Raw genomic sequence first — 24,350 nt, forward strand, 5'->3', positions numbered from 1 at the left:
CACAACCGCGCCATCCCTCCCACCCGGCCCCGCCAAGGGCACCACCCGGCACCGACCACCCCAGCCTCACACCTAAACCGAAGTAGAGGTCAACCCCAGCCCCTCACCCCCAGTCGCACCCGCCACGCATTCAGCCGAGCGCCTACGCACCGGGGTTTGGAGGGCCAGGGGTGACTGGATGCCTGCGGCCTGCTGTCGCTGGTTTCGGGTTTTTGGCGGTTTCGGGGTGGCCGGATATTCTGATCTTTGAGAGAGGGCTGGTCCCGTGATTCTTCTACTTAAATAAATCGGGTACCGCATATCGCAGGGCGCCGGGTCGTCTTTTCTGGTGGCGGAGTCGGCGTTCTGGCAGGTCCATGAGCAGTAGCCGGGGCGGCCACGACCGGGGCCAGGAGCATCGTGCCCTCCTGGCCCAACGGCCGGGCCGTCGTCGGGATACCTGACAGTTCCCCCTTTCAGGTAAAGATTTTTTAAGGCGTACTCGGGACCGTGTCACCAGCCGGCGGCGGCGTGCTCGGCGTGCTCGGCACACTCGGCGGCGTACTCGGCGTACTCGGCGTGCTCGGCGTGCTCGGCGTGCTCGGCGTACTCGGCGTGCTCGGCACACTCGGCGGCGTACTCGGCGTACTCGGCGCGCTCGGCGTACTCGGCGTACTCGGCACACTCGGCGGCGTACTCGGCGTACTCGGCGTACTCGGCGTACTCGGCACACTCGGCGGCGTACTCGGCGGCGTGCTCGGCGTGCTCGGCGTACTCGGCGGCGTGCTCGGCGTACTCGGCGGCGCGCTCGGGACCGTACCGCCAGGGTTACTGTCCTTCTGTTCCTTCAGCTTTTGGAGCTCCGCCCTCTGCCTTTCGAGTTCAGCCCTGAGCGCCGGGTCGGACGTGTTGTTTATCTGAGTGTTGATCTGCTGAATGCTGTTGTTGACAGTAGTGATATTCGTGGTCTGGTTGACTTGGGTGTTGACGGTGTTCCCGGTTCCGCCGACGGTGGTGCCGCCGACAGTGCTCCCGCCGACAGTGGTGCCAGCTCTCCCGCCAGCGGTGGTGCCGCCGACGGTGCTCCCGCCGACGACGGCGCCCCCAGCAGCCCTCCCACCAGCGGTGGTGGTGCCACCGCCGGTCAGACAGGTCTTGCCGGTCGGCGCCCAGGAGGAGGGCCCGTCCGCATTGGCAGAGCGGACCTGGAAGCAGGCCGGGCCTGTGCCGAGCCCGGTCCAGTTGAAGCTGGTGGCATTCGCGCCGGCGCGGCGTACCTCCGAGCCGTTAGTGACGTCGAAGCCGGTCTCGTCGACCGAATTGTCCGCCCAGGAGATCCTCGCAGCTCCACTGCCCGCGCTGGCGACGGTCACCCCTGAGGGCGTCGCCGGAGGCGCTGCCGCGGACGCCGGCGCACCGAGGAGCGCGACCGCTGTCGGAACTGCCATCACCGGAGTCAGAAACCAGGACTTCCGCTTGAGTTTCATAGCACTCCCTCCGGGTAATCCCCGGGATTTCTCGGCCTGGTCCGCGAGCACCATCACGTCGACCTCGTCCGGGAATTCCTAGTCATATGACGAAAACTATGGTCCGCTATGTCCGAAGGTATGGATTTTCGTGCCACCTGTACCAGCCGGGAGATTTCATGTTGAGTGTTTGGCCGTCGACAGGTAGGGAAACGCCGTAGCGGGCGCGGTTTCTTTCTTCACGGGCAGCATTCCGTGACTGCCACAGATGCGGGATTCCCGCAGCCGGCGCCGCCCACACCAGAGGACGAAGATGAAGTCATCAGGTTTTTCCCGCACGCACCATCCGGCCCTACCCCGGGCACGTTCCACATGTGCTCGGTCACCCGAGCTGCCAGCGACAGGGCGGCGGTGACCCCAACGGGGCGGCAGCCGGAACGGCCCTCCGGAAATCTCGTTGGACGGCAACTTGATGGGGACCAGGGGCCAGCCCATTCTGCCTACCGACGAATCCACGACTCGGAGACTGTTGCCAATGACACCGGCGACACGGACGACTCCTCGCCCTCGCCGCCGCGTTGACGGGCTGGAAGAAACCTCCGTATGGACACGCTTCAAACCCGCGTGTCAACTCGGGTCAACACAGCTCAGGTCAGCACAACTCGGGTCAGCCGACGCCCGGGTCAACGTGCCCCCGTGTCAGCCGGCGCTTGGATCCGCGACAGCCGCGTCAGATGTATCGGCGGCGTTCGCGTCGTTGCCGGCGGCTGGGTCGGTCTGGCCGCGGCGGGAGTCTCGCATCAGCGGGAACAGGACTACTTCCCGCAGCGTCGGGGCATCGGTGAGCAGGGCGATGAGGCGGTCGATGCCGATGCCGAGCCCGGACATCGGGGGCATCCCGTACTCCATCGCCTCGATGAAGTCCTCTTCCAGCATCATGGTCTCGTCGTCGCCGGCGGCGCGCAGCTCGGCCTGCTCCTCGAGGCGGCGGCGCTGCTCGACCGGGTCGACGAGCTCGGAGTAGGCCTTCACCAGCTCCCAGCCGTTCACGACAACCTGGAACATGTCGAGCCGGGACGGGTCTTCGTCGCTGCGCCGGGCCAGCGGGACGAGCTCCGCCGGATGGTGCACCAGGAAACACGGCTGGACGAGGTGCGGGCGAACGGCCTTCTTGTAGAGCAGGTCGACGAGCCCCGCGTAGGAGGCCGCGTCGTCGACCTCGAGCCCCAGCTCGCTGATGCGCGCCCGCAGGGTCGGCAGATCACGGACGACCGTGAGGTCGATGCCCGTCCGCCGGGCGACCTCGGCCCGGTAGTCCAGTTCGGGCCAGTCGGCGCCGAAGTCGAGCTTCACGCCGTCGTAGGTCACCGTCCGGCTACCGAAGACGTCGTCGAGGACGGCCAGGATCATCTCGCGGACGAAGCGCATGTTGTCGCGGTAGTCCCAGTAGGCCGCGTACCACTCGAGCATCGTGAACTCCTGCAGGTGCGAGGGGTCCATGCCCTCGTTGCGGAAGTTACGGCCGAGCTCGTAGACACGGTCCAGGGAGCCGACGACGACCCGCTTGAGGAACGTCTCCGGCGAGATGCGCAGGTAGAAGTCCTCTCCAAGGGCGTTGTGGTGGGTGATGAAGGGACGGGCGGCCGCGCCCGACGCCGCCTCCTGCAGCATCGGCGTCTCGACCTCGAGGAAGTCGTTGTCGTCGAGGAAGCGGCGGATGCGGGAGATCGTCCGGGCCCTGGTGCGGAACCGCTCCCGGGAGTCGTTGTTCACCAGCAGGTCGAGGTAGCGCCGGCGCAGCCGGGCCTCGACGTTCGACAGGCCCTGCCACTTGTCCGGGAGGGCGCGCACCGTGCGGTTCAGGACGACGAGCTCGGAGGCGCCGACGGTCCTCTCGCCACGGCGGGTGGTGTAGAGGGTTCCGGTGACGCCGACGAAGTCGCCGATCTTGACGGCGCGGGCCCACTCCTGGAAGGTCTCGACCCCGAGCTCGTCCCGGGACAGCGACACCTGGACCCGGCCGGCGCGGTCCTGGATGTGGCCGAAGACCAGCCCGCCCATGCGTCGCCAGAGCACCACCCGGCCGGCGATGCGGACGGCCGTCCCGTCCGCGGCGGCGGCCGCGGCGGAGGTCACCGAGTCGGTGAGATACCCGGAGCGGGGACCCGCCGTGGACTCGTCCGTCGCCATGCACAACACCCTTTTGCGAGAGGCTTCCGCCCGAGAATCCCAGGCGTCTTGACGGCGCCGCGCACGTCGCAGTTCCCGCGGCCCGCATGGTCAAGCCTACTGGCCGCCTCAGCCGCCCCCGCCGCCCACGCGCCCGCGAGGGCCCGGCCGCCCGCCCTCCACCACCCGGACGGCCGGTGCCCCCGGAGACCAGTGCCCGCGCAGACCCGTGCGCTCAGCCGGTCTCGACGACGGCCTGGGCGAACTGGGCCTTGTACAGCCGCGCGTAGGCGCCGTCCGCCTCCAGCAGGGCGTCGTGGTCGCCCTGCTCGACGATCGCGCCGTCCTCCATGACGAGGATCGTGTCGGCGTCCCGGATGGTGGACAGCCGGTGGGCGATCACGAAGGCCGTGCGGCCGGCGCGCAGCCGGGACATCGCCCGCTGGATCAGCACCTCGGTGCGGGTGTCCACCGAGCTCGTCGCCTCGTCCAGGACGAGGATCAGCGGCTCGGCGAGGAACGCGCGCGCGATGGTGATGAGCTGCTTCTCGCCGCCGCTGACCCCGACGCCCTCGTCTTCGAGCACGGTGTCGTAGCCGTCGGGGAGCGTGCGCACGAACCGGTCGACGTGCGCGGCGCGGGCCGCCTCGACGACCTGTTCGCGGGTGGCGCCCTCGGCGCCGTAGGCGATGTTCTCCGCGATGGTGCCGCCGAACAGCCAGGTGTCCTGCAGCACCATCCCGATGGATCGCCGCAGGTCCGCCCGCGACATCTCGGCGATGTCGACGCCGTCCAGGGTGATCCGGCCCTCGGTGACCTCGTAGAAGCGCATCAGCAGGTTGATGAGTGTGGTCTTTCCGGCGCCGGTGGGCCCGACGATCGCCACGGTGTGCCCCGGCTCGGCAACCAGCGACAGGTCGTCGATGAGGGGCTTGTCCGGCTCGTAGCGGAACGCGACGTGCTCGAAGGCGACCCGGCCGTGGTTCTCCTCCGGGCGGGCCGGCGCCAGCGGGTCGGGCTCCTGCTCGGGCGCGTCCAGCAGGTCGAACACCCGCTCCGCCGACGCGATCCCGGACTGCACCATGTTCCCCATGCTGGCGAGCTGCGTCAGCGGCTGGCTGAACTGTCGCGAGTACTGGATGAACGCCTGGACGTCGCCGATCGACAGCGCGCCGGAGGCCACCCGAAGGCCACCGACGACGGCCACCAGCACGTAGTTCAGGTTGCCGATGAACATCATCGCCGGCTGCATGAGACCGGAGATGGACTGGGCCCGCCAGCTCGCCTCGTAGAGGCGCTCGTTGTGCTCCCGGAAGATCTCGGCGGATTCCTCCTGCCGGCCGAACGCGCGCACCAGGGCGTGCCCGGTGTACATCTCCTCGATGTGGCCGTTGAGCCGGCCGGTCGTCTTCCACTGGCTGACGAACTGGGGCTGGGCGAACTTGCCGATCCGGGTGGTGATCACGATCGACACCGGCACCGTGACGACGGCGATCAGTGCGAGGATCCAGGAGATCCAGATCATCATGGCCAGCACGCCGATGATGGTCAGCACCGAGGCGATCATCTGGGACAGGCTCTGCTGCAGGTTCTGCCCGAGGTTGTCGATGTCGTTGGTGACCCGGCTGAGCACCTCGCCGCGCTGGCGGCGGTCGAAGTACCGCAGCGGCAGGCGGGTGATCTTCTCCTGCACATCGGCCCGCAGGTCGCTCAGCATCCGTTGCAGGGCCTTGTTCGCCAGCCGGGCCTGCAGCACCGTGCAGAGGCCGGCGACGAGGTAGACGATCAGCACCACCAGCAGCACCCGGCCGATCGCGCCGAAGTCCATCCCCTCACCGGGGGTGACGTCGACGGAGGACAGCAGGTCGGCCTGCGTGCCGTGGCCCTCGGCGCGCAGCCGCGCGACGGCCTCGGCCTTCGTCGTCCCGGCGGGCAGCCGGGAGCTGAGCAGGCCGGCGAACACCAGGTCGGTGGCGTGCCCGAGCAGCCGCGGCCCGGTGACGGTGAGCGCGATCCCGACCACCGCCAGCGCGACCGCGGGGATCAGCAACGCGCGCTGCCGGCCCAGCAGGCGGAGCACCCGCCGGGTCGAGGCCGCGAAATCCTCGGGCTTCTCGCCCCCGGCGGCGAAGAACCGACCGGGGCCTGCCATGGGGCGGGCCCCGCCCGCGGGTGGGCGGGTCATGCCGCCTCCTCCTCGGTGAGCTGCGAGAAGACGATCTCCCGGTAGGTGTCGTTGCCCGCCAGCAGCTCGCGATGGGTTCCCGTGCCCACGACCTGGCCGTCGTCCAGCACGATGATCTGGTCGGCGTCGCGGATGGTCGCCACCCGCTGGGCGACGATCACCATCGTGGCACCGGCCGTCTCGCGCGCGAGCGCCGCGCGCAGGGCGGCGTCGGTCGCGTAGTCGAGCGCCGAGAACGAGTCGTCGAACAGGTAGATGTCCGGACGCCGGACCAGCGCCCGGGCGATCGCGAGCCGCTGGCGCTGCCCGCCGGAGACGTTCGTCCCGCCCTGGGCGATCGGGGTGTCCAGCCCGTCGGGCATCGCCTCGACGAAGTCCCTGGCCTGGGCGATGTCCAGGGCGCGCCACAGCTCGGTGTCGGTGGCCTCGGGATCCCCGTAGCGCAGGTTGGACGCGATCGTCCCGGTGAACAGGTACGGCTTCTGCGGGACGAGGGCGACGGTCTCGGCCATCAGCTTCGGGTCGATGTCGCGGACGTCCACCCCGTCGATCAGGACGGCGCCCTCGGAGACGTCGGACAGCCTCGGGACCAGGCCGAGCAGCGTGGACTTGCCGCTGCCGGTGCTCCCGATGATCGCGGTGGTCCGCCCGGGGCGAGCGCGCACGCTGACCCCGCGCAGCACCGCCGCCTCGGCACCCGGGTAGCTGAACATGACGTCGCGCAGCTCCAGCTCGCCGCGGCGCGGCAGCGTGCGCACCGGGTCGGCGGGCGGGCGCAGCGTCGACTCCGTCCCCAGCACCTCCTGGATGCGCTCCGCGCACACCTCGGCCCGCGGAATCATCGAGAACATGAAGGTGGCCATCATGACCGACATCAGGATCTGCATCAGGTAGCTGAGGAAGGCCGTCAGCGCCCCGATCTCCATCGCACCATCGTCGATCCGGTGCGCGCCGAACCAGATCACGGCGATGCTCGAGACGTTCACCGCCGCCATCACCAGCGGGAACAGCAGCGCCATGATCCGACCGAAGCGCAGGGAGACGTCCGTGAGGTCGGCGTTGGCGGTGCCGAAACGGCGCTTCTCGTGGTCGTCCCGGACGAAGGCGCGGATCACCCGCAGGCCGGTGATCTGCTCGCGCAGGATGCGGTTGACCTCGTCGAGACGCTCCTGCATCTTCCGGCCCAGCGGCTGCATCCGCCGGACCAGCAGGGTGATCATCGCCGCGAGGAACGGCACGATCGCGACGAGCAGCAGCGAGAGGCCGGCGTCCTGGTGCACCGCCAGCGCGATCCCGCCCAGGCACATGATCGGCGCGGAGATCATCATGGTGAACGCCATCAGCACCAGCATCTGGATCTGCTGGACGTCGTTCGTCGCCCGGGTGATCAGGGACGGCGCGCCGAAGCGGCCGACCTCGCGGGCCGAGAACGACTGGACCTGGTCGAACACCGCGGCCCGGATGTCGCGGCCGACTCCCATCGCGGTGCGCGCGCCGAAGAACACCGCCGCGGCCGAGCAGACGGCCTGCAGGAAGGTCACCCCGAGCATGATCCCGCCGAGCCGGACTATGTAACCCGTGTCGCCCGGCACCACACCGTTGTCGATGATGTCGGCATTCAGGGTCGGCAGGTAGAGCATGGCCAGGGTCGCGGTCAGCTGCAGCACGACCAGCAGCGCGATCGGCCGCGAGTAGGGGGGTAGGTGGTTCCGCAACAGCCTGGTCAGCATGTGATCTCCGTCGGCGGGTGACCCGGCCCGCGCCCGGCTCGGCTGATCCGGGTGCTGGGCGGCGCGGGTCCTCCATTGATCCGGGTGCTGGGTGTGATCGGGCGCTTGGTGTGATCGGACGCTTGGTGTGATCGGACGCTGGTGGCGTGGGCCGTCCGTTGACAGGTCGACCGACGCGTCGGGAAGCTGGCGATACAGCGTACCGGGGCGCACCGACCATTCCTGGCGGGCGCCGCACGATGCCCGGACCGTCATGATCGGAGATCACCGTGACTGACAGTGGGAGAGACTGCCAGTGGGAGATCGCCAACGCCCGGGATGTTCGGCGGCGGTCGCACGCGTACCGGCCCCGGGCTTTCGACGATGGTCGGGGCCCGGGGCCGGGTGGAGCTCGCTCGGCGGTGACCGAGCGCGCATGCGCTCAGCGGCGCTCGAGCGCCCAGGACGCCGCGAAGGCCACGGCAAGTACCACACCGACGATCAGCAGACCGCCGATGATGTAGAACCCCACCGTCTTCACCAGCGCGATGAAGATCGGCAGAGCGGCGGCGAGCAGGAAGAGCCCCCGGCTGCGCACCGGGGCGTTGAACAGCGCGGCGAGCTTGCGCGGCCCGCTCTCCCGCTGGATGTTGAGCTCGTCGACCATCGACGGCATCACCCGGATCGTCGACCAGGTGAGCGCGGCGAACGCGATGGCCAGGCCCCACCCGTAGAGGAACCCGACCCCCCGTCCAAACGCGTCGAACGAGGCGCCCGCCCCGATCACCGTGATCGCCAACGGGATGTACCAGCCGGTCGTGCGGTCCTGCCGGGCCTGCCCAGCGAACCGGCGCGCCTGCGCGAACCGCTCGCCCCGCCGGCCACCCTCGCCCGGGTTCATGTTGACCATCGTGTTCCTCCCCTCGACGGCCCCCGTCCGTCCTGTCCCGCTGGGACCGGCCGCGTCCCCCAGGCAGCGCGGACCGTTCGCCCTCGACTGCGAGGACGCGTCCACCCAATCGTCCTGCAGGACGGCACGCCGACGCGCGCGTTCCGTCACTTTCGGAGGAACCCGCGAACGAGTGGACTTATTGCCCGTCTTGCCCGATACGGACCGTCCGGCATATTCCGCCCGGGACAACCGGTCCCCCAGCCGCCGCCAGGGGCGACCCGGCGCCGCAGGCTCCGGACGGGGTGGGGCGCGCGGCGGGGAGGTCGTCCTGGCCCTTCACGAGGACCCGGCCGATCATCCAGACGTCCCAGGTGGGTGCGTGGGGTCAGCCCTGGGACACCGGGACTACGACGAGTTCCGCGACGTTCACGTGGGGTGGGGCGGAGGCCGACCAGGCGATGACCTCGGCGACGTCCACGTCACTCAGGGGGTTTGCGACTGACCTGCGCAACTCGGCGAGCGCCTCGCGGGAGCCAGGGAAGACCATGTCGTCGCCCAGTTCGGTCTGCACCAGGCCGGGCTCGACCGTGCGCACCCGCACCCCCCGGGGGCCCAGCTCGACGCGCAGGTGACGGGTCAGATGCTCGATGGCGACCTTCGTCGCGTCGTAGACCGCGAAGTTCGGGAAGACCTGGTGGCCGCCGACCGAGCCGATGTGGACGAGGTCCGCGCGCCGGCCCTCCGCGGCGGCGGCCAGCAGGTCGTCGATGAACACCCGGCCCGTCCACAGCAGCCCGACCAGATTGGTGTCGATCATGCGGCGCCACTCGTCGACGTCCGCCGCGGCCCAGGGTGCGGCGAGCATCGTCCCGGCGTTGGCGACGACCAGGTCGGCGCGGCCGAGGCGCTCGTGGACCTGGTCGGCGATGCGACGCATCCCGTCCGGGTCGGTCACGTCGCCCGTGACGGGCAGGATCCGCTCGTTCTCGTCGGCCAGGGACCGCAGGCGCGCCTCCCGGCGGCCGACCGCGGCGACCACGGCGCCGTCGGCGGCGAGCCGCCGGGCGGTGGCCGCGCCGATGCCGCTCGTGGCACCGGTGACGACGGCGATCCGCCCCGTGGCGGGCATGCCAGGCAGGCCGAACATGGCGACGTGCCGGGCCGCCTCGGCATCGTCGGGCCCCTGCGGCTCCGGGCCCTGCCCCGGGGCCGCACCCGGCCGTGAGGGCGCGTGGGGGCCGGCGGGCCGGGTCTCGGTCTCATGCTCGGTCACCGGTCGAGGGTGTCACCTTCCGCCCATGATCGCGCGCCGTGCGTTCATCCGCGAGGGTCCGTCTCCGCGTCGATGCAGTAGATCGAAACGGAGCCGATGCAGCGAGGCGTCGGAAATGCGGCAAGCCCGTCGTCTCAACCACGAGGCGCGGTACAACTCTTGCGTCGCACGTTCCGAGACGGACGGATCCGGCACCGACGGAGACGATCGCGCGCGGGGGTTCCGGCTCCACGCGGCGCGAGGGCGATGACCGACGAAGCACGGGAGGACACCATGCCCGCCGAACGGCAGCTCCCCTCATCGGAAGCGCGGGAGCTGATCGAGCTCACCGCCACCATGTGCGACCGCGAGCTTGCTCCGAGAGTCACGGAGTACGAGGCCGCCAGCCGCTTCCCGCGCGAGGAGTTCGCGGTGCTCGGCAAGGCCGGGCTGCTGAGCCTGCCGTACCCGGAGAGCTTCGGCGGCGGCGAGCAGCCGTACGAGGTGTACCTACAGGTGCTGGAGGAGATCTCCTACCGCTGGGCGGCCGTGGCGGTCGGGGTGAGCGTGCACGCGCTGTCCTGCTACCCGCTGGCGACCTTCGGCACCCCGGAGCAGCAGGAGGAGCACCTTCCCCGGCTGCTGTCCGGTGACCTGCTCGGCGCCTACTGCCTGTCCGAGGCGCACGCGGGGTCGGACCCGGCGGCGATGCGCGTGACGGCCACCGCCACCGACGACGGCTACCTGCTCAACGGCACGAAGGCGTGGGTGACCCACGGCGGCGCCGCCGACTTCTACACGGTCTTCGCGCGGACGTCGTCCGACACCCGCGGCGGGATCTCCTGCTTCCTCGTCGACGCGGGCACGCCCAACATCAGGTTCCACCCGCCCGAGAAGAAGATGGGGCTGACCGCGTCACCGACGACGCAGATCAGTTTCGACGACGTCGCGGTCCCGGCGTCGCGCCTGATCGGCAAGGTGGGGCAGGGCCTGTCGATCGCGCTGTCGGCCCTCGACTCGGGCCGGCTCGGGATCGCCGCCACCGCCGTCGGGCTCGGGCAGCGCGCGCTGGACGACGCCGTCGCGTACGCGAAGGAGCGGGAGGCGTTCGGGAAGGCGATCATCGACCATCAGGGGCTCGGCTTCCTGCTGGCCGACATGGCGGCCGCCGTCGAGTCCGCGCGGGCCACCACCCTGGCCGCCGCCCGGCGCCGGGACGCCGGACTGCAGTACGGGCGCGCCGCGTCCGTCGCAAAGCTCGTCGCAACGGACGCGGCCATGAAGGTCACCGAGGACGCCGTGCAGGTCCTCGGCGGCGCCGGCTACACCAAGGACTTCCCGGTGGAGCGGTACATGCGCGAGGCGAAGGTGATGCAGATCTTCGAGGGAACCAACCAGATCCAGCGCCTCGTCATCAGCCGCCACCTCGCCCGCGGCTGACCAGCCGGGCGCGGTGGCGGAGGTCAGGGCAGGACGGAACCCGCCCGGGACGGAGGTCTCACAGACCTCATATCTGGTGCCCATACGGTGCATCCTCGCCCTGGATCCGGAACTCACGGCTGATCGAGGTCCCTGATGCGCCGTCCGCCCCGTCTCGTCCTTGTCCTGGCCGCCGCGCCGTTCGCGGCCGCCCTTGTCGCCGGCTGCACGCAGGGCGGCGGGGCCCCCGGGGGGCCCGCCGCAACGTCCGGGCCGGCCACCACACCGGGTGCCGCGCCGACGGCGGTGGCGGTGCCGGGCGACACCTGGGAGACGGTGGACCCGCGCGCGGCCGGCCTGGACCCGGCGAAGCTCGAGGAGATCGCGCACGTCGCCCAGCAGGGCAAGTCCAACTGCCTGCTGGTCTCGCGCAACGGCAAGATCGCCGGCGAGTGGTACTTCAGGGGCTTCACCCCGACCACGCCGCAGCCGGTCTTCTCCATGACGAAGTCGCTGACGTCCACGCTCGTGGGCATCGCGCAGGACGACGGTGACCTGCGGCTGGACGATTCCGCCGCCACCTGGGTGCCGCAGTGGAAGGGCACGCCGGCGCAGGCCGTGACCGTACGCGACCTGGTGAGCAACGACTCCGGGCGGCAGTGGAGCACGACGATCGACTACCACGACCTGATCGCGGCGACGGACAAGACCGCGTTCGCGATCGCGCTGCCCCAGGACCGGCCGCCCGGCGAGGCCTGGGCCTACAACAACTCGGCCATCCAGACGCTGGAACAGGTGCTGAGCAGCGCCACCGGGCAGGAGGTCAGCGACTACGCCCGGGAGCGGGTCTTCGAGCCGCTCGGCATGAACGACAGTCAGATGACGACCGACCGCGCCGGCAACACCCTGACGTTCATGGGCCTGCAGACGACCTGCCGGGACGTCGCCCGTCTCGGCTACCTGATGCTCGCGCACGGGGAGTGGAACGGTCAGCGGGTCGTGTCGAGCGACTGGATCACCGAGGCCACCGGGCAGTCGTCCACGGAGATGAACGCCGCCTACGGGTATCTGTGGTGGCTCAACCACGAGGGCGTCCTCGCCCAGCCGCTGGCCGCCTCCGACATCTCCGCGGCCGCCGACCCCACCACCCGCCACGGCCAGCTGGTGCCGACGGCGCCGGCGGACATGTACTGGGCGATCGGGCTCGGCAACCAGATCCTGCAGATCGACCCCGGGTCCGGCACGGTCGTCGTCCGGCTGGGTAGCGGGGAGGCCCGGCCGCAGCCGCCGACGTTCGGTGTCGCGGACGCCAGCCGGGTGGTCACCGAGGCCCTCGCCGCCAACTGAGCCACCCGCGGTTCCCGGCGGCCGTGCCAGCCGGTCCCTCTGCGGTCCGCGGCCGCCCGTGGCTGTCCCGGTGAGAGATGGCTCTCCCCGGCGATCCCCGGCTGTCCGTGGCTGTCCGTGGCGGGCCGTGGCCGGCCCCGGCCGGGCGGGGCAATTCGCGGCAATCGACGGTAAAGATCGGATTAGGCCGGAGGATCGCGGACGGCCATCCGTCGCCATCCGGCTTCGGCGTTCCCGATCCGTCGTGACGGGGCCAGTGGTCGTCCGCCCGTTCGGTCGGGTCAGGGCAATCATCTCGGCATTGACCGGACGGCAGCCGGGTTGCGACAGCACGTTGCGACGCAAGCCACGTTCCGGCTGGTCAAGGCCTGACGCGACGGCGTCCCGATCCTCGGGTTGTGCGGCCTTGCCGCGCATCCGGGTGCCGGGTTTCCTGATGATGCAACGTTTCGCGGCATTACGCCGATGTTCATCCGGTAAAGGGGGAAACAGGTGTGGGAACACATAGCGGGTGGCGTGCCCGCGAGCGGCGCTCACCGGCACGCGAACGGGATCGGCTCAACGTCGGACGTCCAGGCGGACCGGTTCGGGAAGACACACAGTTCGTGACGAGTGATCGTTCCGGACAGGACGAAAACGCCGGCCAGACGGCCAGCATCCACGCATCACGGGCACACGGGTCGTATCATGCGCAGCGACCGGAGTGGGGGGTCGGGGAACCCGCCGGTGCCACCGTCCCCCCGTCCGGCGCATCGAGGTCGCGCCGACGAGCGGACCGGAGAGAGGATCTGCGCAGTGCCGCGAACTCGTCCTTCGGCCAGCCTGCCAGCGCAAGTCCGGGTGGTGTGTGGGTGAGCCTCGCGGGGGCGCGCCCCAAAGGGCCGCGAGCCGATTTGAAGGACGGGCCGCAGCGAATCCTCCTTACCCGTTTAAATGAATTTAACAATCCCTATCGGGTCAGCTATGAGATGGTGGCCCGGGCGCTGTGGTCCGACCCGGGCCCCACGAAGATCCAGCGCTCGCGGACGCGTGACCTGAGCCGCCAGTTCCGCGGCGAGAAGGCCATCGAATGGCGGGTGGTCGAGGTCTACGTCAACCTGCTGTTCACCGAAACCGATCCGGCGCGCGCCGTACACCTGGAGAACCTGCGTCAGCTGCACGTCCAGGCGTTCGGCGCGACCGTCGACCCCGACGGCCAGCCCACCCCCGAGCCCGAGCCACCGGCCATCGACCCGGCCTACGTCGCCGAGCTCAAGCGTCAGCTCGAGGAGTCCCGCACCCGCGCCTCGTTCGCGACCGCGCTGCTCGTGATCGTCCAGGCGGAGAACACCGCGCTGCGCGGGCGGGGGGCGTCGTTCGACTGGTTCGGCCCGGCGGCGGCCACCGCCGGCGCCCCAGGCAACGACGGCGCCGCGGCTGACACCGCGGCCGGTGGCAAGGCCGGCGGCGCGAACGGCACCGCGGTCGGCGGCACGGGCGCGCCTGGCGGCGGAGCCGGTGCGGGCGACGGGCGCGACCGGTCCGCTCGGCGAGCCCGGCCCGGATCGGACGGCGGCGGGGCGCACCCGCTCATCGACCCGGCCACCGCTCCCATCGTGCGCCGGCAGGGCCATCGCGCCGGGCAGCGCCGCCGGCCGGGCTCACCGGCCGGCGCGGGTGACGCGCCGGGGCCCGGGGGAAAGACCCCCGTGTACCTCTCCGGGGCGGCGCAGGCCCCGCCGTCGACGCTGACGGCCCTCGCCCGCAACCGGTCGGTCACGGCGGCGCTGTACCGCCTCCCGGCGCCCGAGCAGGCCTCCGACGACCTCGGGCTCGACATCCTCGTGGGGCGGGAGAAACGCCGCCGCGGAAGGCCACGCTGAGGGCACGGGGAGCACCTCATCGGCGGAACAGCATCACGGAACAGCGCTGCGGAACGGCGTCAAAGCAGTGACAGGCCGGCGGCCTGCTGCTCGAAGGCGAGCAGGTGGCGCTTGCGCTCCAGGCCGCCGCCATAGCCGGTGAGGCTGCCGTTCGCGCCGATCACCCGGTGGCACGGGACGATGATGCTGATCGGGTTGCGACCGTTGGCCAGTCCCACCGCGCGTGACGCACCCGGCTGGCCGAGGCGGCGCGCCAGCTCGCCGTACGAAATCGTCTCCGCGTACGGGATGTCGCACAGTGCCTTCCACACCTTGCGTTGGAAGTCGGTGCCGATCGGGTTCAGCGGCAGGTCGAAGGACGTCCGGCGGCCCGCGAAGTACTCGGCGAGCTGGCCGGCGGCGGTCTGGAGGACGGCGCCTCCGGGAGCGGCTGCTCCGGAGGTGGTGGTCCCGGGGGCGGCCGGGGCCGATTCGCCGAACCAGGCCTGGTCCGGCAGGTGGCGCTGGGCGTCCAGGTAGCAGCCGACGAGCGCGCCGCCGCTCGCCACCAGCGTCAGCGGCCCGACCGGGCTCTCCACGACGGCGTGCGTGCGCTCGGCGGCGTCCGGCGGGACGGGTTGGCTGCGGGTCACAGGCGTTCCTCTCGGCGGGCGGTGACCGGGCCGGGATGATCCGGCGCGGGCATCCGGTTGACTGGATGGTCGAGCACCGCCCACAGGTGCTGGACGGCATAGGCCCGCCAGGGGCGCCAGGCGGCGGCATGCCGGGACAGCGCGGCGGGGGTGGCCGGCAGACCGAGCCGTTCGGCCCCTCGGCGGACACCGAGATCACCGGGCAGGAATGCGTCCGGGTCACCGAGGGCCCGCATCGCGATGGTCTCGAGCGTCCACGGGCCGATGCCGGGCAGAGCCGCCAGCGCGGCGCGGGCCCGCTCCCAGTCTCCGCCCGCACCCAGCTCGATCATGCCGGACACCAGCCCGCCGACCAGCGCGGCGAAGGTCCGCCGCCGGGCGGCCGGCAGGGCGAGCCCGCGCGGCGCCCCGGCCCGGCGGCCGGCCGGGACAGCGTCCGCGAGGTCGGTGCACTCGGCGTACTCGGTGCGCTCGATGTGCTCGGCGAGGTCCGCGATCTGTGGCCAGAGGTGGGTGAGGCCGCCTTCCGGATCATGGATCGGCGTGCCGACGGCCGTGACGAGCCGCGCGGCGTGGGTCCGCGCCGCCGCGACGGAGACCTGCTGTCCGAGGACTGCGCGCACCGCGAGCTCGGCCGGGTCGACGGTGCGCGGAACACGCCGGCCCGGTGCCCGCGCGACCAGCGGCGCCAGCGCCGGGTCGGCGGCGAGCTGCCCGTCGACGGCGATCGGGTCCGCGTCGAGGTCGAGCAGCCGGCGGCAGCGGCCGATGACCGGCGCGAGGTCGCGCACGTCGGTGAGGGCGAGCCGGCAGCCGATGTGGTCGGGCAGCGGCCGCAGGGCGACGATCGCGTGCCCGTGCAGCGTGCGCATCGTGCGCCGGTAGGCACCGTCCCGCCACTCCTCGACCCCGGGAACGGCCGTCGCGACGAGGTGCCCGAACAGGTTGTCGGGATACAGCGGGGCCCGGAACGGCAGCCGGACGGTCAACGTCACGGCACCGGTAGCCGCCCTCGGTACCGGCACGACGGACGGGGGCCTCGCCGGGTTGCGACGGCGTCGCAGATCGCTCGGCGCGGCGGCGAAGACCTCGCGCATGGTGTCGTTGAAGGCGCGGATGCTGTTGAAGCCGGCGGCGGTCGCGACGTCGCCCATGCTCAGGTCCGTGGTCTCGAGCAGGAGCCGGGCGGTCTGGGCGCGCTGGGCGCGGGCCAGCGCGAGCGGCCCGGCACCGAGCTCGGCTGACAGGTGCCGCTCCACCTGGCGTGCGCTGTAGCCGAGCTGACCGGCAAGCCCGGGGACACCCTCACGGTCGACGACGCCGTCCACGATGAGCCGCATCGCGCGCGCCACGACGTCGGCGCGGTGGTTCCACTCCGGTGAGCCGGGACTCGCGTCCGGGCGGCAGCGCTTGCAGGCCCGGAACCCGGCGCGCTGGGCGGACGCGGCGGTCGGGTGGAACCGCATGTTCTCGGTCCTGGGTGGCCGCGCCGGGCAGCTCGGCCGGCAGTAGATGCCGGTGGAGGTCACCGCGACGAAGAACCACCCGTCGAACCGGGCGTCCCGGGACCGCACCACCCGCGCGCACAGCTCGGCGTCGAGATGCGGACTGGCGGGCACGGCGATGGGCACCCGTCCAGCATTCGCGCGCCGGATCCGCCAGGTCCAGCGAGAAACCGACATGACGGTCCGGCGGTCGGGTCCGGCAGCAGCATCGACCGCGTGGCCCGACGTGGGCCAATCAGCGCGTGTGCCCCCAGCGCGGGCAGGGTCGGTGGTCCCCGCGCGGGCCGGGCGGGGGTTCGGTCAGCTGGCGGCGAAGGCGCGGCGGAGCATGGTCGCGGCGAACTCGTCGGCGGGGACCGGCTCTCCGAACAGGTGGCCCTGGCCCAGGTCCGCGCCGAACGAGCGCAGCGCCGCCGCCTGCTCCGGCTCCTCGACCCCCTCGGCGGTGACCGACAGCCGCAGCCTGCGAGCGAACTCCACGATCGCCTCCACGAGGTGGTCGTCCCGGCCGGGCTCGGTGCCCCGGCCGAGCTTCTCGACGAAGAGCCCGGCGAGCTTCAGCCCGCGCACCGGCATGGTCGACAGGTAGACGAAGTTCGACCACCCGGTGCCGAAGTCGTCGATGACGATGCGGACGCCCAGGTCGTTGAGCGCGTGCAGCGCGGTGACCTGGTCGCCACCGGAGTCCATGAGCACCGTCTCGGTCAGCTCGAGCTGGAGCCGCCGCGGCGGCAGGCCCGTCCGGTCCAGCACCTTCTTGACCGCGCCGACCAGGCCCGGCTCGCGGAGCTGGCGGGCGGAGAGGTTCACGCTGATGAACATGTGCGCCGGCCAGTCACGCGCGGTCTCGCAGGCCCGTTCGAGCACCCACAGCCCGAGCTGGACGATGAAGCCGGAGTCCTCCGCGAGGGCGATGAACTCACCCGGACGGGTTGGCCCGAGGCGGGGGTGGTCCCAGCGGAGCAATGCCTCGGCCCCGGCGACCGTGCCGTGCCGGAGGTCGATGATCGGCTGGTAGGCCAGCGAGAACTCGCCTCTGTCCAGGCCCGGGCGCATCGATCGGGACATCAGGCCACGCGCGGCCTCCCGGGTGCCGCGGTCGGGGTCGAAGGCCGTCCACCGGTTCTTGCCGCCGTTCTTCGCCCAGGTCAGCGCGGCGTCGGCCGCCGCGACGAGGTCGGACGGGCTGGTGTCGGCGACCGCCATCTCGACCACACCGATGCTGCACGTCGCGGGCAGGTCGCGGCCGTCGACGCGGGCGGGCTCGCGCAGCGTGTCCAGGACCCGCCGGGCGATGCCGGTCATCTCGTCGAGCCCACCGCAGTCCGGGACGAGAATCATGAACTCGTCGCCGCCCATCCGGGCCACGGTGCGCTCCGCCACGGCCATCCCGCCCAGCCGGCGGGCGACCTCGGCGAGGAGCTGGTCGCCCACCTCGTAGCCGAAACCCTCGTTGATCATTTTGAACCGGTCGAGGTCCAGGTAGCACAGGCCGACCCGCGCGGACGGCGGCGCCTCCCGGAACACCGCCTGCAACCGGTCGAGGAACTCGGCCCGGTTCGCGAGCCCGGTCAACGGGTCGTGCCGGGCGTGGAAGCGGAGCTCCTCCTGCAGGCGGCGGCGTTCGGTGATGTCCTCGAGCATCGCGACGCCGAACCAGTCACCGGCCACTCCGGGCCAGGTGGTCGAGAGCGTCAGCGCCACCCAGGTCGGCGTCCCGTCGGGCCGCAGGATGCGGCATTCTCCGCGGGACCGCCCGCGCCGGGCCTCGCGCCACAGCCAGCGCACCGCCTCCCGGTCTGCCGGATGGACGATCTCGGGCAGCGGCCAGGCCAGCGGGGCGGTGTGCCCGCTGAGGCCGAGGATCTCCAGCGCGGCGTCGCTGGCCTCCACGATGCGCCCCGTCCGGTCGGCGACGAGCATGCCGAGGGCGGTGCCGCTGAGCACGGCGTGCAGCCTGGTCTGGGAGATCCGCCGCTCGCGCTCGGCGCGGGCCCGGGCGCCGAGGTCGACGCGACGCGCTGCGGCCTGGCCGTCCCGCGTGCGCTCCCGGAGGGTCTCGGTGTGGCCGCGGACGAGCTCGCCCAGCAGGTCCACGACCCGCTCCGTCGACGCGGCGGGCACCCGGCCCGGCAGCGTGTCGGCCCGCGGCGGCCTGCGCAGCAGAGCGCCCTCACCCGACGGCCCGGCCCCGGGAGCGGCCGCGCCGCTGTTCCCCATCGCGGCGGTCGCCGTACCCGTGGGCACCCGCCCGGCGAGCCCCTTCGCGGCGGTGGCCGTGGCGGCAGGCCCCGTCGCCGCGGACGCGCCGCCGGCGAGCCCCATCGCGGCGGTCGCCGTCGCGGCGCCCGGGTGAGCTGTGCCCGCCGGGCTGGTCTCGGGGCCGTCGGCCGGGCGGGCCCAGCCGCCGGTGTGGTGGGCCAGGTGCCGGCCGAACAGCCGGACGGTCCGTCCGAGGGCCTCACCGGACGTCACGTGGCCGTGGACCAGCCGCACGCCCACGTCATAGCCGATCTCGGGCCGGAACGGCTCGGCACTCACCGCCCGGACCAGCGCCGCCGCCAGGCGTGCCAGCCAGGCGCGGGCGTCCGCGGCGGCGAGCGGAAGGAGATCGACCGCAGTGATCTCGGCGAACCACCGGTCCACCAGGTCCGCCGTCTCGGTCTCGATCGTCACCGGATACCTCAGTCCCGCCGTGGAGTACCGCTTCCGCATTGCCGGTCATTCACCGGAACTGCTCGCTTACCTCGCGTTATCATTCGGACAAAACGGTCGGATTCTCCCAACCGCCGCAAACCGTACTCCAGTCTGCACGGCCACGGCGGTCTCCAGCCCAAGCGCGCCATGGGCACGATTGCCGTCCCGCCACCGTTTGACCACTCGAGAACCGGGCATCCACCCGTGGCCACCACGCCGGGAAAGCACCATGAGGCCGGATGCCGGCACGGGTCTCCTGTGAGGAGTACCACCCCACCGGTGGCCCGTGATTCCGGTGCCGTCCAAGGAAAAGAACGAGAAGGAGACGCGAAGGCGCGGCCGGGGCGGCGGCGGAGCACCTCGCCCGAGCCGAGGAGCGCGGCGTGTGCCGCGCGGGGCCGTGGTAATGCGCCGCGGGCGCCGGACGGCCCGTCCGGGGAGGTCCGTCCGGGGCTGCATATCCGGGCCGGTCCCCAGGTGGACGATGCCGGATGTCCCGGAGCAGGCGACGCCGCGGGCCCGGAGCAGGCGGTGGCCCCGGAGCAGCGGACACGCGAAACAGAAGACACCGCGAAGCAGAAGACAAGGGAGCCCCTGAGCGGGCGACAGGGAGGCGACCGCGCAGATGCGCATCGTACTCAACGTGATCTGGCTGGTGCTGTGTGGAGTGTGGCTGGCGATCGGCTACGCCCTCGCCGCCCTCGTCTGTTTTCTTCTCATCATCACGATTCCGTTCGGCATCGCGTCGCTGCGCATGGCGAACTACACGCTGTGGCCGTTCGGACGCCGCGTGGTCGACAAGCCGACCGCGGGAACGGCGTCACTGATCGGCAACGTCCTGTGGATCGTGCTCGCCGGGTGGTGGCTGGCGCTCGGCCATCTGACAACGGGCCTCGCGCTGTGCCTGACTGTCATCGGCATCCCGCTCGGACTGGCCAACTTCAAGCTCATCCCGGTGTCCCTGATGCCACTCGGGAAGGACATCGTCCCGGTCGACAGTCGTGACGGCGACCCCTACCTGGCCGGATACCGGTAGGCCGGCCCGCCGGTATCCGGTAGGTCAGCTGGCCGGTCGCCGGTAGGTCGTCGGCGGGCGGTAGCGGTGTGCCGCCGAGGGCTGCCCGATGCCCGTCTGCGCGGCGTGTCTGACGACGTGTTCCGCGTCAATCGCGCCGATGCGCGGCTTCGCCCGCGCATTCCCCTTCGGTACCATCTGCGGGCTGGTGCAAGGTGCCATGGGGGGAAATCGTGGGGTATCAGCTCGGAATCGATCTGGGTGTATCCGAAACAACCGTCGCGGCCATCGAGGCGGGGTGGCCTGCCGTCGTTCCGATCGGCGGCTCCGCGTCCGTGCCGACAATTCTGCACATCGGCACGGACGGGACGGCACGCGGCGGCCGGATAGCCGCCCGGCTGGCCCGGAGGGATCCGGACCGGCACGCGGCGCGTTTCGTCGAACGGTTGGGAGAACCGGCGCCGATCCTCGTCGGCGGCGTCGGGTACAGCGCGTCCTCGCTGGTCGCGCGCTATCTCTCCTGGCTGGTGGATACCGTCACCCGGATGCGCGGGGAGGCACCGGAGCTGGTCGTCGTGACCGCCCCCGGCAGCTGGCCGGACCGGCGGCGGGAGGGGCTGGCCGACGCTCTGGCCCGCGTCGAGGCCGACGTCGCAATCACCGCGCGACCGTCCGCCGACGCGCTCGGCGCGCTGCTGACCCGCTCGGGCCGCGCGGCCCCCGGGCGCTACGTCGCCACGTTCGACCTGGGCTCGGACTGGTTCGAGGCCGCCATCCACACGGCGATGCCGTCCGGGTTCGTCGTCGCGGGCGGCCCGGTGGGCCTCTCCGACGTGACCACCGCCATGCTCGACGAGCTGCTGCGGGCGCACGTCGTCGCGGCGCTCCCCGCCGACGCCCCGGCGGCCGCGCTGTCGGCGTCGGCGCCGCTGCTGGCGGCCTGTGCCGTGGCACGCGAGGACCTGGTGGACGACGAGACGGCGACCATCGAGGTCGCCACCGGCGAGGCCGGTGACGGCACCGGCACCGGCGAAGGCGGCACCGGCGGGAACAGCACCAGCGTCACCGTCAGCAGGGAGGAGTACGAGAACCTCGTCCGGCCGATGATCGAGGACGCCGCGCGCGCCCTTGCCCGCGCCATCCGGTCCGTGCCGGCCATGCCCGAAGACGTGTCTCTTCTGGTGCTCCGGGGGCCGGGGGCCCGGCTCCCGCTCGTCGGCAAGGTGCTCGGCGAGTCACTCGGCGGAATCGGGCGGCACGAGACCCACCCGGACTCCGACCTCGCGCTCGGCGCGGCGCTGCTGGCGGCGGCGGCGAACCCGACCGAGCCGGCCAGCTCGCAGACGGTGGTGCTCGGCCCGGCGGCGTACACGACGACGCCGCCACCGAGCATCCCGCCGGCGAGCAGGCCGCCCGCGGTCGGCTCACCCGCGGTCAGCTCACCGACGGTCAGCTCACCGGCGGACGTCCCGCCGGGGGCTGTCCTGACCGGCGTCGAGACCCAGGCGGTCGATCCGGTCGAGCCGGCCCCGCCGGTCACGACGTGCCGGGCCCGGCACGACTCGGCGCGGAAGATTACCGCCGCCGCGGCCGCGCTCGCCGTGTTCGTCGCGGGCAGCGTGACCCTCGGCCTGGTGCTCGCCGACGATGACGGCGACTCCGCGGCCATCACGGCGGCCGACACCGGGCCGCTGCCGCCGTCCACCATCGATCAGCACCCGCAGTTCCCGGCGGACATGATGCGCTCCGCCGAGAAGGCCGCCGGCATCACCGCCGGGAACGCCGCTCCGGCGACGACAGCTCCCGACGGGCCGGAGACGGTGATCGCGACGGGGTCGGCCGAGGTCGCGCCGATCACCGGCACCGCCTACGCGATGTTCCGCGAGGCGCAGAAGGGGGTCACCGTCCGGGTCAGCGCGACCGACACCGACGACGGGTTCGCCAGGCTGTGCGCCGGTGACGCCGACATCGCCGGCGCGTCGTTCGCGCTCACCGACCCGGCCTGCAAGGACAAGGTGGTCGGGTTCGAGATCGCGCACCACCTGCTGCCGATCGTGGTGCCGAAGACCAACACCTGGGTGAAGTGCCTGACCACCGCGCAGATCGGCGCGATGTGGAAACGGGACTCCACCGTCACGAGCTGGAACCAGATCGACCCGTCGTTCCCGGCCGAGCCGGTGCGGCTGGTGGGCCCGGCGCCCGGGACCGTGCACGCGAAGGTCTTCCTGGCCAGCATGACCGGCGCCTCGGACAACACCCGTAAGTACCGCGAGGTCGAGCTGGACGAGGTCCCGGAGGAGGTCGAGTACGACCGCGGCGCGATCGGGTTTATGGACTACTCGAACTTCCAGACCGCGGGCGGGGACGTCCGCGCGATCCAGCTCGACGCGGGCCGTGGGTGCGTCGAGCCGAACGCGCTGACGGCGGGCACCGGGATGTACATGCCGCTGTGCAAGCCGCTGTATGTCTACGCGAGCAAGGAGTCGCTGCGGCGGCCCGCGGTCGCGGCCTTCATGAACTACTACATGGAGAACCAGAAGGACGTGACGTTCCGGGCGCACTTCGTCGCCCGGGACGACGCCACGGTCAGGGACAACACGGCGATCGTCCATGCCATGACGTCCGGAGTGGAACCCGTCCGGACATAGCTGCTCCTTCGGCCCGCGCCGACGGCATGTGCCGCGTCCGGAAGGCGGACGCGGCACACCGCCGGTAACGTCGTCGCTGGCGGCTACTGGCGGCGATCGGGGCGACGTCTCCGGCGAGAGGCGGGCAGATGGACGTGTACGACCACGTCACCGACCTGGTCGGTGACACGCCACTGGTGCGGCTGACGCCGGTGATCGCCGACACGGTGACACCCGTGCTCGGCAAGCTCGAGTACCTCAACCCGGGCGGCTCGGTGAAGGACCGCATCGCCCTGTCGATGGTGGCGGCGGCTGAGCGCGACGGCCGGCTCACCCCCGGCGGGACCATCGTCGAGCCCACCAGCGGGAACACCGGTGTGGGCCTGGCCATGGTCGCCGCGCGACGCGGCTATCGCTGTGTCTTCACCATGCCGGACAAGATCAGCGAGGAGAAGCGGGCCGTCCTGCGGGCCTACGGGTCCGAGGTGATCGTCTGCCCGACGGCCGTCGCGCCGGACGACCCCCGCTCCTACTACTCGGTCGCCCGCCGGGTGCTGAGCGAGACCCCCGGCGCCTGGAGCCCCGACCAGTACTCCAACCCTGACAACCCGGCCGCGCACGAGGCCTCCACCGGCCCGGAGATCTGGCGGGCCACCGACGGCCGGGTGACGCACTTCGTCGCCGGCATCGGCACCGGCGGGACGATCAGCGGGACGGGCCGCCATCTCAAGGCGGTCAGCGGCGGCACCGTGCAGGTGATCGGCGCCGATCCCGAGGGCTCGGTCTACTCCGGCGGCAGCGGCCGGCCCTACCTGGTCGAAGGCGTCGGCGAGGACATCTGGCCGACGACCTACGACAAGTCCGTGGTCGACCGGGTGGAGGCCGTCAGCGACCGCGACTCGTTCCTGATGACGCGCGAGCTGGCCCGCCGGGCCGGGATCCTCGTCGGTGGCTCCTGCGGCCTGGCGGTCGTCGCCGCGCTGCGGGTCGCCCGCGAGCTCGACGCGGCCGGGACGACCGACGCCTGCGTCGTGGTGCTGCTCCCCGACTCCGGCCGCGGCTACCTGTCGAAGATCTTCAACGACGAGTGGATGTACGACAACGGGTTCCTCGACCCGCCGTCCGACGAGCCGACGGTCGCCTCGGTGCTCGCGCACAAGGCCGCGCAGACGTCCGGGCCGCCGAACCTCGTCCACGTGCATCCCGACGAGACCGTCGGGGCGGCCATCTCGTACCTGCGGGAGTATGGGGTCTCGCAGATGCCGGTGGTGCGCCACGAGCCGCCGGTGCGGGCCGCGGAGGTGGCGGGCGCCGTGCTGGAGCGCGAGCTGCTCGACGCAGTCTTCGCCGACCGGGGGACGGTGGACGCGCCCGTCGCCGACCACATGTCGCCACCGCTGCCGACGGTCGGCGCCGGCGAGCCCGTCTCGGTGCTGGTGAGCGCGCTCGGCGAGAACCCGGCCGCCCTCGTCCTGGACGAGGGGAACCCGACGGGGATCCTCACCCGGGCCGACCTGCTGGGGTTCCTCGCCGTCCGCTGAGATCCGGTGAGATCCCGCTCCGCCTCCTGAAATCGCCGCTTGTTGAAGTCGCC

Annotated in this window: 15 protein-coding genes; 7 read left to right on the forward strand and 8 right to left on the reverse strand. The window is 71.8% G+C overall.

Going from position 1 to position 24,350, the window contains the following annotated elements:
* The first annotated feature begins 489 nt into the window (after positions 1–489).
* Positions 490–900 (forward strand): hypothetical protein, encoded by a 411-nt coding sequence (locus FRANEAN1_RS41760; RefSeq protein ID WP_020463820.1) that lies wholly within the window; start codon positions 490–492, stop codon positions 898–900.
* Positions 901–2,144: 1,244 nt separating this feature from the next.
* On the opposite strand, the gene lysS is transcribed toward FRANEAN1_RS41760, so the two are convergent.
* The 5 genes from lysS to FRANEAN1_RS31945 all read right to left on the reverse strand — a co-directional run bounded on the left by lysS (position 2,145) and on the right by FRANEAN1_RS31945 (position 9,673).
* Complete coding sequence (gene lysS, locus FRANEAN1_RS31925; RefSeq protein WP_020463821.1) at positions 2,145–3,635, reverse strand: lysine--tRNA ligase; 1,491 nt, start codon at positions 3,633–3,635, stop codon at positions 2,145–2,147.
* Positions 3,636–3,849: 214 nt separating this feature from the next.
* Complete coding sequence (locus FRANEAN1_RS31930) at positions 3,850–5,799, reverse strand: ABC transporter ATP-binding protein (RefSeq protein ID WP_020463822.1); 1,950 nt, start codon at positions 5,797–5,799, stop codon at positions 3,850–3,852.
* Entirely contained in the window at positions 5,796–7,529 is a 1,734-nt protein-coding gene (locus tag FRANEAN1_RS31935) for an ABC transporter ATP-binding protein (RefSeq protein ID WP_020463823.1), read from the reverse strand. Before FRANEAN1_RS31935 ends, FRANEAN1_RS31930 begins: the two co-directional genes overlap by 4 nt.
* Before the next feature lie 421 nt (positions 7,530–7,950).
* Complete coding sequence (locus tag FRANEAN1_RS31940) at positions 7,951–8,418, reverse strand: hypothetical protein (protein ID WP_020463824.1); 468 nt, start codon at positions 8,416–8,418, stop codon at positions 7,951–7,953.
* 367 nt (positions 8,419–8,785) lie between these two features.
* Complete coding sequence (locus FRANEAN1_RS31945; RefSeq protein ID WP_020463825.1) at positions 8,786–9,673, reverse strand: SDR family oxidoreductase; 888 nt, start codon at positions 9,671–9,673, stop codon at positions 8,786–8,788.
* A 273-nt stretch (positions 9,674–9,946) separates the two neighbouring features.
* Between FRANEAN1_RS31945 and FRANEAN1_RS31950 the strand changes: the two genes are divergently transcribed.
* From FRANEAN1_RS31950 to FRANEAN1_RS31960, 3 genes are all read left to right on the forward strand, one after another.
* Entirely contained in the window at positions 9,947–11,092 is a 1,146-nt protein-coding gene (locus tag FRANEAN1_RS31950) for an acyl-CoA dehydrogenase family protein (RefSeq protein ID WP_020463826.1), read from the forward strand.
* 135 nt (positions 11,093–11,227) lie between these two features.
* Positions 11,228–12,418 carry a serine hydrolase gene (locus tag FRANEAN1_RS31955; protein ID WP_020463827.1) on the forward strand — a complete coding sequence of 397 codons (1,191 nt, stop codon included), beginning with the start codon at positions 11,228–11,230 and terminating at the stop codon, positions 12,416–12,418.
* A 968-nt stretch (positions 12,419–13,386) separates the two neighbouring features.
* Complete coding sequence (locus tag FRANEAN1_RS31960) at positions 13,387–14,280, forward strand: hypothetical protein (RefSeq protein WP_041255010.1); 894 nt, start codon at positions 13,387–13,389, stop codon at positions 14,278–14,280.
* A gap of 59 nt (positions 14,281–14,339) precedes the next feature.
* On the opposite strand, the gene FRANEAN1_RS31965 is transcribed toward FRANEAN1_RS31960, so the two are convergent.
* From FRANEAN1_RS31965 to FRANEAN1_RS31975, 3 genes are all read right to left on the reverse strand, one after another.
* The gene (locus tag FRANEAN1_RS31965) at positions 14,340–14,912 is read right to left on the reverse strand and encodes a methylated-DNA--[protein]-cysteine S-methyltransferase (protein WP_020463829.1); all 573 of its coding nucleotides are present in this window, start codon (positions 14,910–14,912) and stop codon (positions 14,340–14,342) included.
* On the reverse strand, positions 14,909–16,543 hold the full coding sequence (locus FRANEAN1_RS31970) for an AlkA N-terminal domain-containing protein (protein ID WP_083788378.1): 1,635 nt from the start codon (positions 16,541–16,543) through the stop codon (positions 14,909–14,911). The genes FRANEAN1_RS31965 and FRANEAN1_RS31970 overlap by 4 nt, the downstream gene beginning before the upstream one ends.
* Before the next feature lie 174 nt (positions 16,544–16,717).
* Positions 16,718–19,093 (reverse strand): EAL domain-containing protein, encoded by a 2,376-nt coding sequence (locus tag FRANEAN1_RS31975; RefSeq protein ID WP_347176835.1) that lies wholly within the window; start codon positions 19,091–19,093, stop codon positions 16,718–16,720.
* A 646-nt stretch (positions 19,094–19,739) separates the two neighbouring features.
* Between FRANEAN1_RS31975 and FRANEAN1_RS31980 the strand changes: the two genes are divergently transcribed.
* The 3 genes from FRANEAN1_RS31980 to FRANEAN1_RS31990 all read left to right on the forward strand — a co-directional run bounded on the left by FRANEAN1_RS31980 (position 19,740) and on the right by FRANEAN1_RS31990 (position 24,297).
* Positions 19,740–20,150, forward strand: coding sequence for a YccF domain-containing protein (locus FRANEAN1_RS31980; protein ID WP_020463832.1), 411 nt, complete (start codon positions 19,740–19,742; stop codon positions 20,148–20,150).
* Between the two features lie 212 nt (positions 20,151–20,362).
* Complete coding sequence (locus FRANEAN1_RS31985) at positions 20,363–22,777, forward strand: substrate-binding domain-containing protein (RefSeq protein WP_020463833.1); 2,415 nt, start codon at positions 20,363–20,365, stop codon at positions 22,775–22,777.
* 128 nt (positions 22,778–22,905) lie between these two features.
* Positions 22,906–24,297: a cystathionine beta-synthase gene (locus FRANEAN1_RS31990; protein WP_020463834.1), complete on the forward strand. Its 1,392-nt coding sequence runs from the start codon at positions 22,906–22,908 to the stop codon at positions 24,295–24,297.
* Positions 24,298–24,350: the final 53 nt, after the last annotated feature.

Source organism: Parafrankia sp. EAN1pec (assembly GCF_000018005.1).
GTDB classification, from domain to species: domain Bacteria; phylum Actinomycetota; class Actinomycetes; order Frankiales; family Frankiaceae; genus Parafrankia; species Parafrankia soli.